Annotated in this window: 11 protein-coding genes and 1 tRNA gene; 7 read left to right on the forward strand and 5 right to left on the reverse strand. The window is 38.8% G+C overall.

Features of this window, described 5'->3' with window-relative positions:
* The first annotated feature begins 18 nt into the window (after positions 1 to 18).
* On the forward strand, positions 19 to 1743 hold the full coding sequence (locus tag DUT70_RS09795; protein WP_113647135.1) for a carbamoyltransferase family protein: 1725 nt from the start codon (positions 19 to 21) through the stop codon (positions 1741 to 1743).
* Positions 1744 to 1821: 78 nt separating this feature from the next.
* Here the strand turns inward: DUT70_RS09795 and obgE are convergent, their stop codons facing one another.
* From obgE to DUT70_RS09820, 5 genes are all read right to left on the reverse strand, one after another.
* Complete coding sequence (gene obgE / locus DUT70_RS09800) at positions 1822 to 2832, reverse strand: GTPase ObgE (RefSeq protein WP_113647136.1); 1011 nt, start codon at positions 2830 to 2832, stop codon at positions 1822 to 1824.
* A gap of 244 nt (positions 2833 to 3076) precedes the next feature.
* Positions 3077 to 3646: an adenylate kinase gene (locus tag DUT70_RS09805; protein ID WP_113647137.1), complete on the reverse strand. Its 570-nt coding sequence runs from the start codon at positions 3644 to 3646 to the stop codon at positions 3077 to 3079.
* Between the two features lie 220 nt (positions 3647 to 3866).
* Positions 3867 to 3940 (reverse strand) — tRNA-Arg (locus DUT70_RS09810).
* Positions 3941 to 4369: 429 nt separating this feature from the next.
* The gene (locus DUT70_RS09815) at positions 4370 to 4831 is read right to left on the reverse strand and encodes a redoxin domain-containing protein (protein WP_113647138.1); all 462 of its coding nucleotides are present in this window, start codon (positions 4829 to 4831) and stop codon (positions 4370 to 4372) included.
* Between the two features lie 85 nt (positions 4832 to 4916).
* On the reverse strand, positions 4917 to 5831 hold the full coding sequence (locus DUT70_RS09820; RefSeq protein WP_113647226.1) for an SDR family oxidoreductase: 915 nt from the start codon (positions 5829 to 5831) through the stop codon (positions 4917 to 4919).
* Positions 5832 to 5982: 151 nt separating this feature from the next.
* On the opposite strand from DUT70_RS09820, the gene atpD reads away from it, so the two are divergent.
* From atpD to ilvD, 6 genes are all read left to right on the forward strand, one after another.
* Positions 5983 to 7485 carry a F0F1 ATP synthase subunit beta gene (gene atpD, locus DUT70_RS09825; protein ID WP_113647139.1) on the forward strand — a complete coding sequence of 501 codons (1503 nt, stop codon included), beginning with the start codon at positions 5983 to 5985 and terminating at the stop codon, positions 7483 to 7485.
* Between the two features lie 113 nt (positions 7486 to 7598).
* Positions 7599 to 7844, forward strand: coding sequence for an ATP synthase F1 subunit epsilon (atpC, locus tag DUT70_RS09830; RefSeq protein ID WP_113647140.1), 246 nt, complete (start codon positions 7599 to 7601; stop codon positions 7842 to 7844).
* 260 nt (positions 7845 to 8104) lie between these two features.
* On the forward strand, positions 8105 to 8422 hold the full coding sequence (locus DUT70_RS09835; protein WP_113647141.1) for a GNAT family N-acetyltransferase: 318 nt from the start codon (positions 8105 to 8107) through the stop codon (positions 8420 to 8422).
* 68 nt (positions 8423 to 8490) lie between these two features.
* Positions 8491 to 9135: a hypothetical protein gene (locus DUT70_RS09840; protein ID WP_128353344.1), complete on the forward strand. Its 645-nt coding sequence runs from the start codon at positions 8491 to 8493 to the stop codon at positions 9133 to 9135.
* 549 nt (positions 9136 to 9684) lie between these two features.
* A complete protein-coding gene (locus tag DUT70_RS09845; protein WP_113647227.1) occupies positions 9685 to 10575 on the forward strand; it encodes a branched-chain amino acid transaminase in 891 nt (296 codons plus the stop codon).
* Positions 10576 to 10795: 220 nt separating this feature from the next.
* Positions 10796 to 12475 (forward strand): dihydroxy-acid dehydratase, encoded by a 1680-nt coding sequence (gene ilvD / locus DUT70_RS09850; protein ID WP_113647143.1) that lies wholly within the window; start codon positions 10796 to 10798, stop codon positions 12473 to 12475.
* The last annotated feature ends 31 nt before the right edge of the window (positions 12476 to 12506 follow it).

Raw genomic sequence — 12506 nt, forward strand, 5'->3', positions numbered from 1 at the left:
TTTAACCAACAAATCATTATGTATATTTTAGGAATTAACGCCTATCACGGAGATTCGTCGGCCTGCATTTACAAAGACGGCCAATTAATTGCTGCTTCGGAAGAAGAGCGTTTTAGACGAATAAAACATTGGGCGGGCTTTCCTATTGAAGCCATAAGATTTTGTTTACAGGAAGCAGAAATTAGCATAGAGGAGATAGACCATATTGCTATCTCTAGAGATCCTAAAGCTAATTTGGGCAAAAAGGCTTTAACAGCTTTAAAAAACAGGTTAAACCTCAGTAACGTCATCAATAGAGTTAAAAACCTTAAAAAAGCAGCTTCTATCGAAGAAGAATTCATCGAACATTTCAATTTAAAAGCTGGCGAGTTAAAAGCGAAATTCCATAATGTAGAGCACCATAGGAGTCATTTAGCAAGTGCTTTTTTTGCCTCTCCCTTTGAAGAATCAGCATTACTTTCTATTGACGGCTTTGGCGATTTTACCAGTACGATGACAGGACTTGGTAAAGGCAATAAAATTGAAGTCCTGGAAACCGTTTCCTACCCTCATTCTGTTGGTGTGTTTTATACCACCTTTACGCAGTGGCTTGGCTTTCCTCATTATGGCGACGAGTATAAAGTAATGGGTTTGGCACCATACGGTCAACCTACCCATTTGGAGCAATTGCGAAAGGTAATAAAGTTTAAGGATAACGGACTTTTTGAACTAGACCTAAAATATTTCAACCATCCTTCTAAGGGAGTGAATATGGTTTGGGAAGGTGGCATTCCTGCAATGGACAGTTTGTACAGTGAGGCTTTGCTCAATGAATTTGGACCCGCTAGAAAAGCCGATGAACCTTTAAGCCAAGATCATAAAGATTGGGCAACTTCTGTTCAGAGAATCACCGAAGAGTTGATTTACCATCTATTGACCCATCTTCAACAAAAAACAGGTTCAGATGCCGTTTGTATTGCAGGCGGAGTAGCCCAAAATTCCGTAGCTAACGGAAAAATTTTACTGAAAACACCATTTAAAAAAGTATATATCCCACCAGCAGGACATGATGCTGGAACTTGTATAGGTGCAGCTTTATGGGTATATAACCAATTGCTAGATCAGCCTAGAACAGCTCCTATGCTCCATGGATACCTTGGCAGCCGTTTTAGTAATGAAAACATTGAAGAATTATTGAAGCAGAAGAATATTAGCTACCAAAAATTGGAAGGCGAAGCACTTTTCAGTAAAGTAACCGATTGCCTAATCAACGCTGGTGTGGTGGGATGGTTTCAAGGTCGTGCAGAATTTGGCCCAAGAGCCTTAGGACACCGTTCTATCATTGCTGATCCAAGAAGAGAAGACGCGAAGGAAATCTTGAATACTAAAATCAAAAGAAGGGAGTCCTTCAGACCTTTCGCACCTTCTATCCTAAAACAACATATTCCGCATTATTTCGAACAAGTAGATGATGTTCCTTTTATGGAGAAAGTATTCCTCATCAAAGAAGAACAACGGGCAAAAATCCCCGCAGTAACCCATGTTGATGGCACTGGCCGTTTACAAAGTGTGGAGCAGTCAATAGAACCAAAATACTACGGACTGATCAATAATTTTTACGAAAAAACAGGCGTTCCCATTTTGCTAAATACCTCTTTCAACGAAAATGAGCCTATTGTAAACACACCAGAAGAGGCTTTAAACTGTTTCTTAAGGACTAAAATGGATATGCTGGTATTGGAAGATATCGTTATCGAAAGATAGCTAACTCGATATTTCATTAACAAAAAAGCCCCGCATGTTGCAAGGCTTTTTTGTTTATAACTTGAATGCTAATTAAATCTACTCATTTTCAAGAGGAGCATTAATCGCTTTCCACAACATATCCTTCAATTCTACCAAACCCTGTTGAGCTACTGATGAAATAAAAATATGAGGGATTTGAGGCAATTCCTTTTCCATCTCCGTCTTTAACTCCTCATCAAGCATATCCGATTTCGTTACGGCCAATAAATGGGGCTTCTGCATCAATTCTGGATTAAATTCCCTTAATTCGTTCTTCAATATTTCGTACTCTTCCAAAATAGTCCTGCTCGTATCAGCTGGAACCATAAATAACAGCACAGAATTACGCTCAATATGTCTTAAAAACCTAAAGCCTAACCCCTTTCCTTTCGATGCGCCCTCAATAATCCCAGGAATATCAGCCATAATAAATGACTTCGAATCACGGTAAGAGACAATGCCTAAATTAGGCACCAAGGTAGTAAAGGCATAATCTGCAATTTCAGGCTTCGCGGCCGACAATACCGAGAGCAAGGTAGATTTTCCTGCATTAGGGAAACCCACTAAACCTACATCGGCCAACACTTTCAGCTCCAACACCACCCATTCCTCTTTACCTGCTTCACCTGGCTGTGCAAAACGTGGGGTTTGTAAAGTAGCCGATTTAAAATGGGCATTGCCCAAACCTCCACGACCAGCAGCTGTTAAAATTTTGGTTTCACCATCTTCCGTAATTTCAAAAAGCACCTCTCCAGTTTCGGCATTACGAGCAATAGTACCTAATGGCACTTCTAAAATCTCGTCTTTACCCTGCTTACCAAATTTATGCCCACTACCTCCAGCGCCGCCATCTTCAGCAATAATGTGCTTACGGTATTTCAAATGCAGCAAAGTCCAGAATTGGGTATTACCTTTCAAGATAATATGCCCACCACGACCACCATCTCCACCATCAGGGCCACCCGTAGCCGTATGTTTATCACGATGCAAATGTGCCGAACCTGCCCCCCCTTTTCCCGAGCGACAACAGATTTTTACATAATCAACAAAATTGGAACCTTGAGACATGGAAAATGAATGAATAAATTAGTAAATGTGATAATTAGCTGATATATCTAAGGCCAGCAAGTATCGTTAGTTTTGTGTTCTTATTTTCAATCAAGTTAGCGGAATTCAAAATCTTTGTGTTCTTTGCGCCTTCGCGGTTGAATCTATATAAAAACAAACATCCGCAAAAATAACCAATGTATTTTATACGGATGCTAGTCATCAGCTAATTCTCAAATCATCAAATTAGCTAATTAATATTATTTTAGTAGTTATCGATTACCTCACAAAGGCTATTGAAAATCACTTCAATTTCGCCAATACCATTTACCTTTATCAATTTATCTTGACCTTGGTAATAAGGCAATACATGAATAGTTTTGTTAAAATATTCGTCGATACGCTTTTTTAACTTTTCAGCATCATCATCAGGTCTACCGCTAATTTTATGGCGCTCCGCAATACGACGGGTCAATTCATCTTGATCTACGTCTAAAGCAATTACACCATTGATTTTTTCACCCTTAGCCACCAAAAACTTATCCAATTCCTCTGCCTGAGGAACTGTGCGGGGGAAACCATCAAAAATAAAACCCTTTGCATCAGGATTTTTATCTACTTCCTCTTCCAACATCGCAATGGTAATACTATCTGGCACTAACTCGCCATCAGCAATTAATTTGCTCACCTGTTGTCCTAGCGGGCTTTGGTTTTTAATGTGGGCTCTGAATAAATCGCCTGTTGAAATGTGTACTAACTGATATTTATCAATTAACTTTTGAGATTGGGTGCCTTTGCCTGCACCTGGAGGGCCAAAAAGAACTAAATTTAGCATCAAATTAAGTTAACTACGCTCCTAAAAGGAAATCTATTTATTGTATTGAACTGGCTCATCTTAAGCCATTTCTTTATGAGGTTGCAAATATATAAATATATATTAGCTCTACGGCCATTTTTTTCAATTTTTGGCACCAAAACTTTAAAAACTGCTAATCAAAAACAAGAAAAGGCCATAAACAAAAAAAGGCAGAAGCTATGAACTTCTACCTTTCTTGTGCTCTCGTAGGGATTCGAACCCCAAACCTTCTCATCCGTAGTGAGATGCTCTATCCAGTTGAGCTACGAAAGCATTTCCGTATCGTTAACGGACTGCAAAAGTAATGTTTCAAATTTAAATTCACAATTTTTGTTGCATTTTTTTCTAACAATACTCCTAATCATTTGAAAAACAATCCACTTGCTACTATTTAAAGCTAGCCCCGCTACAGGCTCATACAGCACAGGCCTTAACCACAAGGCTGGTATCCGCCAATATCGGGTTTAATTGGCAGGTGCTGTGCAGGGCTTAACGTTCCCTAAACCCCATTGAAGTGGCAATACTTTTTATCGCTACCTGTCATCCTGAACGCAGTGAAGGATCTGTTTGTTCATGCAAATCAGAAACAGATTCCTCATACCTCGGAATGACAAAAAAACAGGCAAAAAGATTAAAACGAAAAGCGGGACTGCGCTTTGATCCTAGCAATAGTCTCGCTTTTCTAAAAATTTAACTGGAATATTATCCAGCAACTACTTTATTAATCGCTGCAAAGTCAGGCAAATTTCCTGCATCTTCTAAAACTTCCGCATAAATCACTTTACCCTCTTCATCAATCACAAAAGCCGAACGTTTAGCGATACCTTTTAAACCTAAGAAGTCTTCGTATAATGCGCCATAAGCTGCCGCCGTTTCCTTATTAAAATCAGATAGCAATGGGAACTGATAAGCTTGGTCTTCTTTAAACTTGGCTAAAGTAAATGGCGAATCAACCGAAACACCTAAAACTTGTGCGTTTAAACCATCATAATAACCAAAGTTATCTCTCATAGTGCAAAGTTGTGTGGTACAAACACCAGTAAAAGCCAACGGGAAAAAGTGAAGCACAACCTTTTTACCTTTAAAATCGCCTAAAGAAACTTCTTTTAACTCAGTATTCTTTAATTTAAAATCTGGAGCCTGATCTCCTACTTGTAATGACATATATTATAATTGTTAATGGTTAATTATTAATGTTAAATAATGAACAGCCTAGCCAGCTAATTGAAAACTGCGAATTGAAAATTATTTACGGTAAACTGCTAACTGCTAACTGATCCTTCACCAACGCCAACCCTTCCTCAAAACTATGCGGTTGGTAATTCAAATCAGTCATAGCTTTGTCTAAAATAAAACCAGTTTTTTGAGGTCGCTTCGCTTCTTGAGCCAAGGTGTCAGAACTTACTTCTGTAATTAAACCCTCATCCAAATTCCAAAACCGCGCTACCCTTCTCACCAATTCCGCAATACTCATCATATCCTTTCCAGAAATATGATAAACACCTTTCGCCTCGTGTTCAACAATCAACAAACAAGCCTTTGCCAAATCCTCTGCCAAAGTAGGCATGCGCCATTGGTCATTCACTACATTAATAGGCACACCTTTTTCCAAAGCGCCCTTTGCCCAAAGTATAATATTACTACGGCTCATATCCTTTAATATACCGTAAACCAAAATTGTCCTTACAATTGCCCAGTTGCCTTTCATTTGTTGGGTAACCCGTTCTCCCTCCAACTTACTTTCTCCGTAAAAACTTACGGGCTTGGGTTCATCCTCTTCTTGATAAGGACCATTCAATCCGTCATAAACAAAATCAGTAGATACATATATAAAATGTATTCCCAACTTTTCGCAAAGCGATGCCAGAAAAGCCGTTGCCTTTACATTTAAATTCCAACAGGCTTCATTTTGCTCATGGCACGTATCTACGTTAGTCATGGCAGCAGTATGTATAAGCGCATTGGGCCTATACTTTTCCAACACAGTCTTTACTTGTTCCGTATCCAAAATATCCATCTGCTCATACACGTAACCTTCTTTTATCGGATATTTATTTTCACCCCTGTTGGTAGCAATCAAATTCACACCTTGATCCGCTAAAACCTGCTCGGTTATTTTCTGCCCTAAAAGGCCATTGCTACCCGTAACCAATACTGTTTTCATAATGGCTAAATTATCATTTATTAAACTGTTGAAAAACATTTTATTTCTATATAAAATTTACATTAAAATTTAATAACTTTGCCATCCGAAAAGCAGGCGCACAAAAACGCCTTTAACATTTTGATTTTTATAATTTTACCAAATACAAAATATGCCTAATATTGGAAAGATAGCGCAAATTATAGGTCCGGTAGTTGACGTGAGCTTTGTTAACGATGCCACTTTACCTAAAATTTTCTCTGCTTTAGAGATTAAAAAAGAAAATGGTCAAAAAATCGTTCTAGAGGTTCAACAACATCTTGGTGAAGACCGTGTACGTGCCATTGCAATGGACTCAACCGATGGTTTAGTACGTGGAATGGATGCGGTTGATACTGGTGCACCTATTAAAATGCCTGTAGGCGATGAGATCAAAGGTCGTTTATTCAACGTAGTTGGTGAAGCTATCGACGGAATTAACACTTTAGATAATTCTGCTGGTAAGCCAATCCACAATGCTCCTCCTAAATTTGATGAGCTTTCTACCGAAACTGAAGTACTTTTTACAGGTATTAAAGTTATCGACTTATTAGAGCCTTATGCAAAAGGTGGTAAAATTGGATTATTTGGTGGTGCGGGAGTAGGCAAAACCGTATTAATCATGGAGTTGGTAAACAACATCGCTAAAGCTTATGCTGGTTTATCAGTATTTGCTGGTGTAGGCGAGCGTACTCGTGAGGGTAACGACTTATTGCGTGAGTTTATCGAGTCTGGCGTAATCAACTATGGCGACGAGTTCTTGCACTCAATGGAAAAAGGTGGATGGGATTTAGACAAAGTTGATACTGAAAAATTAAAAGAATCAAAAGCAACATTGGTATTCGGTCAAATGAACGAGCCTCCTGGTGCACGTGCTCGTGTAGCATTATCAGGTTTAACGGTTGCTGAATATTTCCGTGATGGTGATGGCGAAGGCGCTGGAAAAGACATCCTTTTCTTCGTTGACAACATCTTCCGTTTTACTCAAGCAGGTTCTGAAGTATCGGCACTATTAGGTCGTATGCCTTCAGCGGTAGGTTACCAACCAACCCTAGCAACTGAGATGGGTTTAATGCAAGAGCGTATTACTTCAACTAAACGTGGTTCAATTACCTCAGTACAGGCAGTATATGTACCTGCGGATGACTTAACTGACCCTGCACCGGCTACAACATTTGCCCACTTAGATGCAACAACCGTACTTTCTCGTAAAATTGCTGAGCTAGGTATTTATCCTGCGGTAGATCCATTGGATTCTACTTCACGTATCCTTTCTCCTGCAGTTTTAGGTGACGAGCACTATAACACTGCACAACGTGTGAAAGAAACTTTACAACGTTATAAAGAATTACAAGATATCATTGCGATCTTAGGTATGGATGAGTTATCTGAAGAAGATAAATTAACGGTACACAGAGCTCGTCGTGTTCAACGTTTCTTGTCACAACCTTTCCACGTTGCTGAGCAATTTACAGGTTTAGCTGGTGTATTGGTAGACATTAAAGATACCATCAAAGGCTTCAACATGATCATGGACGGTGAAGTTGACGAGTATCCAGAAGCTGCATTTAACTTAGTTGGTAGCATTGAAGATGCTATTGAAAAAGGTAAAAAATTATTGGCAGAAGCTAATTAGTATATAGTAGCTAGTACTTAGTATATAGAAAGGCTCTTTATCTAAGTACTAACTCATTAATTTATTTAGTGGATTAGTCTAAATACTAATTACTAAATACTAACTACTAAAGAATGAACTTAGAAATATTAACTCCAGATAAGAAAGTTTTCGAAGGCGAAGTAACTGCGGTTACTGTTCCTGGAACTTCTGGTTCTTTTCAAATCTTAAAAGACCACGCTCCTATCATTTCTACTTTAGAAGATGGTCCAGTGATTGTGAAAGAAGCAACAGGCGAAAATATCTACAACATTAAAGGCGGTGTAGTTGAAGTACTGGATAATAAAATTATTGTTTTGGCCGAAGCTATTGTTGCTTAAGCTAAACAGAAAATAAAAGAAAGCCCTGAACGAAAGTTCGGGGCTTTTTGCTTTATAATATCTTGCCGTCATTTCGACGAGGAACGAGGAGAAATCTAGCAATATGAATGTTATCCCTCCAATAAATTACTTGCCCCGAATAATCAAGTCAATCCATGCCTCGCAATAACGACAAACTCCCCTTCCGTTTATTACCATACATCAACAAGCAAGCAGCAATTTCTTCCTAACTTCGTTAACATCATTTAAAACGAATTACGATGAAAGAAGAATTTATCACCCTACCTCTAATCAAAAATGAAGAAGCCAAACGTTTCGAATTATCAGTAGATGGACATACAGCATTTATCGATTATGAAGAAGATGAGAAAATCATTAAGCTCATTCATACAGAAAGCCCTGAAGCTTTAGCTGGCAGAGGAGCTGCAACCGCATTGATTGAAAAAACGCTAAACTACCTGGAAGAAAACGCTTATGCTTTAGTTCCTTTATGTCCTTTAGTTTTTGCTTACGTTAAAAGGCACCCAGAATGGAAAAGGCTAGTGCCCTCTAAATATCTAAGACTTTTTGATAGATAGATATCTTCATAAGCATTTCCTTATTCTGATGAAGAATAATTATCTTCATCTTAAGATTGATTACGCTCATGAAAAAAATGTGGCTTTGTCTCTTAATGATTATAGGAAGCTTTTACACAAAAGCGCAGTCGTTAAGGTATTTTGATTCGAACAATAACGAAATTTCGAAAGAAAGATTTGATGAGATAAGAGAAACAGGGAAATTTCTACGAATGCCTGGTGACTCCATCAATCACACAAAGCTCATTCTTAGAGAAGAAAAAGGAAAACTAGCAGACTACACTACATTTAAAGCGGCAATAGAATCCCATACAGGGAAAAAGCTATCGGAAATTTCACCTACCGTGTTTATTTACTATCCAGGTAAGGATCCCTGCAACACTTCTGGCACTGCTACCCCCGCATCAAAAAATGCTTGGCATGCGGAACTACAAAAAGGTGTTTGGAAATTATGCGAAACAAAGCCTCTGTACATATCCAAGAACATTAATGACATGGATGGAAAAGGTTCATCTGTACTGCCCTGGGTTAGCGATCCTGAGCATATTGTAGAAAAAACTTTCTTTAAGCAGCGCTATCCTTGTGGAAGCTTTGTTGTGATTGCCCCAGATGGTAATTACATCAGTCATTTTGGAGAATATGCTAAGGACAGTGTTTGGAAAGCCGTAAAACAAATCAAGAAACAAATGGGTAAAACCGAAGATGAAAACTAGTCTTCAATACCGCCCCTTACGCCTACCCTTTCTCAACAAGTTTTCCTGACATTTATCACTTTTAGGCAGAAAATTGCAAAAATTACAATGCAAGCATAACATCTATACCGAATACCGATTCCATATTTGGTCTACCATTGATAATGTTTTAGTAGAAAAAAGAGTATTTTGTCAAAATTAAAATCCGAAAAATATAAAAATAACAGAACTATATTCTAAATTAAATATTTTCATTTTGCCTATTGCTATTTTTTGAACCGAATACTAAATTGGTATTTATAAAAACAGCACAAAATAATTGAACTCCTCAAAAATGAAATTGATCAACTTAAATAGCTTCCTTCACCTCTTTGGTATTACCGAAGTGCTGCTACTTAATGTGGTACTTTCAAAACAGAGTAAGGGTTCTTTTTAAGATATGATGTAACAGACTAAAAAAGCGTCCCCTTCTTCAAAAAATGGGACGCTTTTTTTAAAATAATATAAACCACCTTGATTTAAAATCAAGGTAGCATCATCATCAATGAAGACATAATAAAATAGATGAAAATGAATTATTACAATTCGAACACGGTGATTTATTTAAACGGCCAGTTTGTAAAGGCCAACGAAGCCAAGACCGATTTATACGGACAATCGCTTCACTACGGCTTTGCAGCATTTGAGGGCATAAGGGCTTATAAAACCCACAACGCCACTCGTATTTTCAAGGCTCGGGAACATTTCGAAAGGTTAAAACGCTCCTGCGAATTAACTGGAATTCCTTTTAACTGGAATATTGAAGACCTAATTAGACAGACTTACCGCCTGCTCGAACTGAATAATTTAAAAGATGCCTACATCCGTCCTTTGGTATTTAGCGAACCACAAATGACCTTGGTTACTCCCGAAAAAGTATCCATCATGTTGTGTGCTTGGGAATGGGCTGCCTACCTTGGGGATAGACAATTGAAAGTATCCATTTCACCTTTCGAACGTCCAAACCCTAAATCAATCCACATTGAAGCTAAAATTAGCGGCCATTATGTAAATTCTATTTTAGCTACTTCTGATGCTAAGAATAAAGGTTTTGACGAGGCACTATTGTTAGATGCAAATGGTCACGTGGCCGAAGCACCTGGAGCCAACATTTTTATCGAAAAAAACGGAAAACTATATACGCCTGCAAAAGGAAATATCTTGCCTGGCATTACTCGTGCAACCATCATTGAGCTTTGCCGTGTGCTGGACATTGAAGTGATTGAACAAGAAATCAACGTTGATTTCCTAAAAAATGCCGATGGCGCATTTTTCTGTGGAACAGCTGTTGAAGTGGCAGGTATCCACACCATTGATGAAGTGGTGTACCGACAAAGATGGAGAGATAGCATTGGCGCTACCTTGCAAAGAGCATATAAAAACCTGGTGCTGGAGAAAGTGAATTACGAAGTGATTATTTAAATTTCTTCTTTTCGATAATTTGTTAGTATGTTTGGGCTGTAAGAAAAAACAACATGCGTTTAACCACAGTCATTATTAACAACATTATCGTTATTCCTCACCAGAGGGAAGGCAATCGTTGTATATAATGAAAAAGATACTATAGCGAAACCGCCTCCCAAAAAGAGGCGGTTTTTTTTGACCTCATTTTTTAACCTAAACAGAACAAACAACAATATAAATGGAATTAAATAAGTACAGTAAGACATTTACGCAAGATCCTACACAACCAGCAGCACAAGCCATGCTTTATGGAATTGGTTTAACTGATGCCGATATGCACAAAGCACAAATTGGCATTGCCAGCATGGGCTATGATGGTAATACCTGTAACATGCACTTGAACGATTTAGCTCAAGTCGTGAAAACAGGGGTCTGGAAAAATGATTTAGTAGGTCTTACTTTTAATACCATTGGCGTAAGTGATGGCATGAGCAACGGTACAGATGGCATGCGCTACTCTTTAGTGAGCCGCGACGTAATTGCCGATAGTATCGAAACCATTTGCGGGGGACAGTATTACGATGGTGTGATTTCTATTCCAGGTTGTGATAAGAATATGCCAGGAGCAATTATGGCCATGGCACGTTTAAATCGCCCTTCAATCATGGTTTACGGAGGTACTATTGCTCCAGGTCATTACAAAGGCGAAGAATTGAATATCGTTTCAGCTTTTGAAGCTTTGGGCCAAAAAATCTGCGGTAATTTATCCGACGAAGATTACCAAGGCATCATTAAACACACTTGTCCAGGTGCTGGTGCTTGTGGTGGTATGTACACGGCAAATACCATGGCCTCGGCTATTGAAGCTTTGGGAATGAGCTTGCCTTACTCATCATCTAACCCTGCAATCAGCGAGGAGAAAAAACAAGAATGTTTGGATGCAGGAAAATACATCAAAATCTTGCTTGAAAAAGATATCAAACCTTCTGATATCATGACTAGAAAAGCATTCGAAAATGCCATTCGCTCCATCATCATCTTAGGTGGAAGTACCAATGCGGTATTACACTTTATTGCGATGGGTAAAGCCATTGGCGTGGAAATTACACAAGATGATTTCCAACGCATGAGTGATGTAACCCCTGTTTTGGCTGATTTTAAACCAAGTGGAAAATACCTGATGCAGGACTTGCACCAATATGGTGGCATTCCAGCAGTAATGAAATATTTATTGAATGAAGGATTGCTACACGGCGATTGCTTAACGGTAACTGGTAAAACAGTAGCGGAGAATTTGGCCGATGTAAAATCTATCATGGATTATGACCAAAAAATCATTCAAAAGTTAAGCGAGCCGCTTAAAGCTACTGGTCACTTACAAATTTTGTACGGCAATCTTGCAGAAAAAGGTTCGGTAGCAAAGATCAGTGGTAAAGAAGGTGAAAAATTTGAAGGACCAGCTCGCGTATTTGATGGTGAGCATGACTTAATTGCTGGTATTTCCAGCGGTCGTGTTAAACCTGGGGATGTAATTGTGATTAAAAATTCTGGTCCTGTAGGCGCACCAGGCATGCCAGAAATGTTGAAGCCAACTTCGGCAATTATCGGCGCTGGATTAGGAAAATCAGTGGCTTTAATTACTGATGGCCGTTTTTCTGGTGGCACACACGGTTTTGTGGTTGGACACATCACGCCAGAATCTTACAAAGGTGGCTTAATTGGCTTGGTAGAAGATGACGACCCTATTTTGATTGATGCGGTAAATAATGTGATTAGCCTACAAGTCAGTGAAGAAGTGATTGCAGAGCGAAGAAAGAACTATCAGCAGCCTGCTTTAAAGGTCACCAAGGGTGTACTTTATAAGTATGCAAAGACAGTTTCAGACGCCGCCAGCGGTTGTGTAACCGATGAAATGTAACAATTAACCTAAACCGAAAACTTCCATTCAT

Source organism: Pedobacter chitinilyticus (assembly GCF_003313385.1).
GTDB classification, from domain to species: Bacteria; Bacteroidota; Bacteroidia; order Sphingobacteriales; family Sphingobacteriaceae; genus Pedobacter; species Pedobacter chitinilyticus.

Bases quoted from the DNA above. Each gene is read 5' to 3' on its own strand.
- DUT70_RS09795 (WP_113647135.1), top strand. From the start codon at position 19: ATGTATATTTTAGGAATTAACGCCTATCACGGAGATTCGTCGGCCTGC.
- obgE (WP_113647136.1), bottom strand. From the start codon at position 2,832: ATGTCTCAAGGTTCCAATTTTGTTGATTATGTAAAAATCTGTTGTCGC.
- DUT70_RS09805 (WP_113647137.1), bottom strand. From the start codon at position 3,646: ATGCTAAATTTAGTTCTTTTTGGCCCTCCAGGTGCAGGCAAAGGCACC.
- DUT70_RS09815 (WP_113647138.1), bottom strand. From the start codon at position 4,831: ATGTCATTACAAGTAGGAGATCAGGCTCCAGATTTTAAATTAAAGAAT.
- DUT70_RS09820 (WP_113647226.1), bottom strand. From the start codon at position 5,831: ATGAAAACAGTATTGGTTACGGGTAGCAATGGCCTTTTAGGGCAGAAA.
- atpD (WP_113647139.1), top strand. From the start codon at position 5,983: ATGCCTAATATTGGAAAGATAGCGCAAATTATAGGTCCGGTAGTTGAC.
- atpC (WP_113647140.1), top strand. From the start codon at position 7,599: ATGAACTTAGAAATATTAACTCCAGATAAGAAAGTTTTCGAAGGCGAA.
- DUT70_RS09835 (WP_113647141.1), top strand. From the start codon at position 8,105: ATGAAAGAAGAATTTATCACCCTACCTCTAATCAAAAATGAAGAAGCC.
- DUT70_RS09840 (WP_128353344.1), top strand. From the start codon at position 8,491: ATGAAAAAAATGTGGCTTTGTCTCTTAATGATTATAGGAAGCTTTTAC.
- DUT70_RS09845 (WP_113647227.1), top strand. From the start codon at position 9,685: ATGAATTATTACAATTCGAACACGGTGATTTATTTAAACGGCCAGTTT.
- ilvD (WP_113647143.1), top strand. From the start codon at position 10,796: ATGGAATTAAATAAGTACAGTAAGACATTTACGCAAGATCCTACACAA.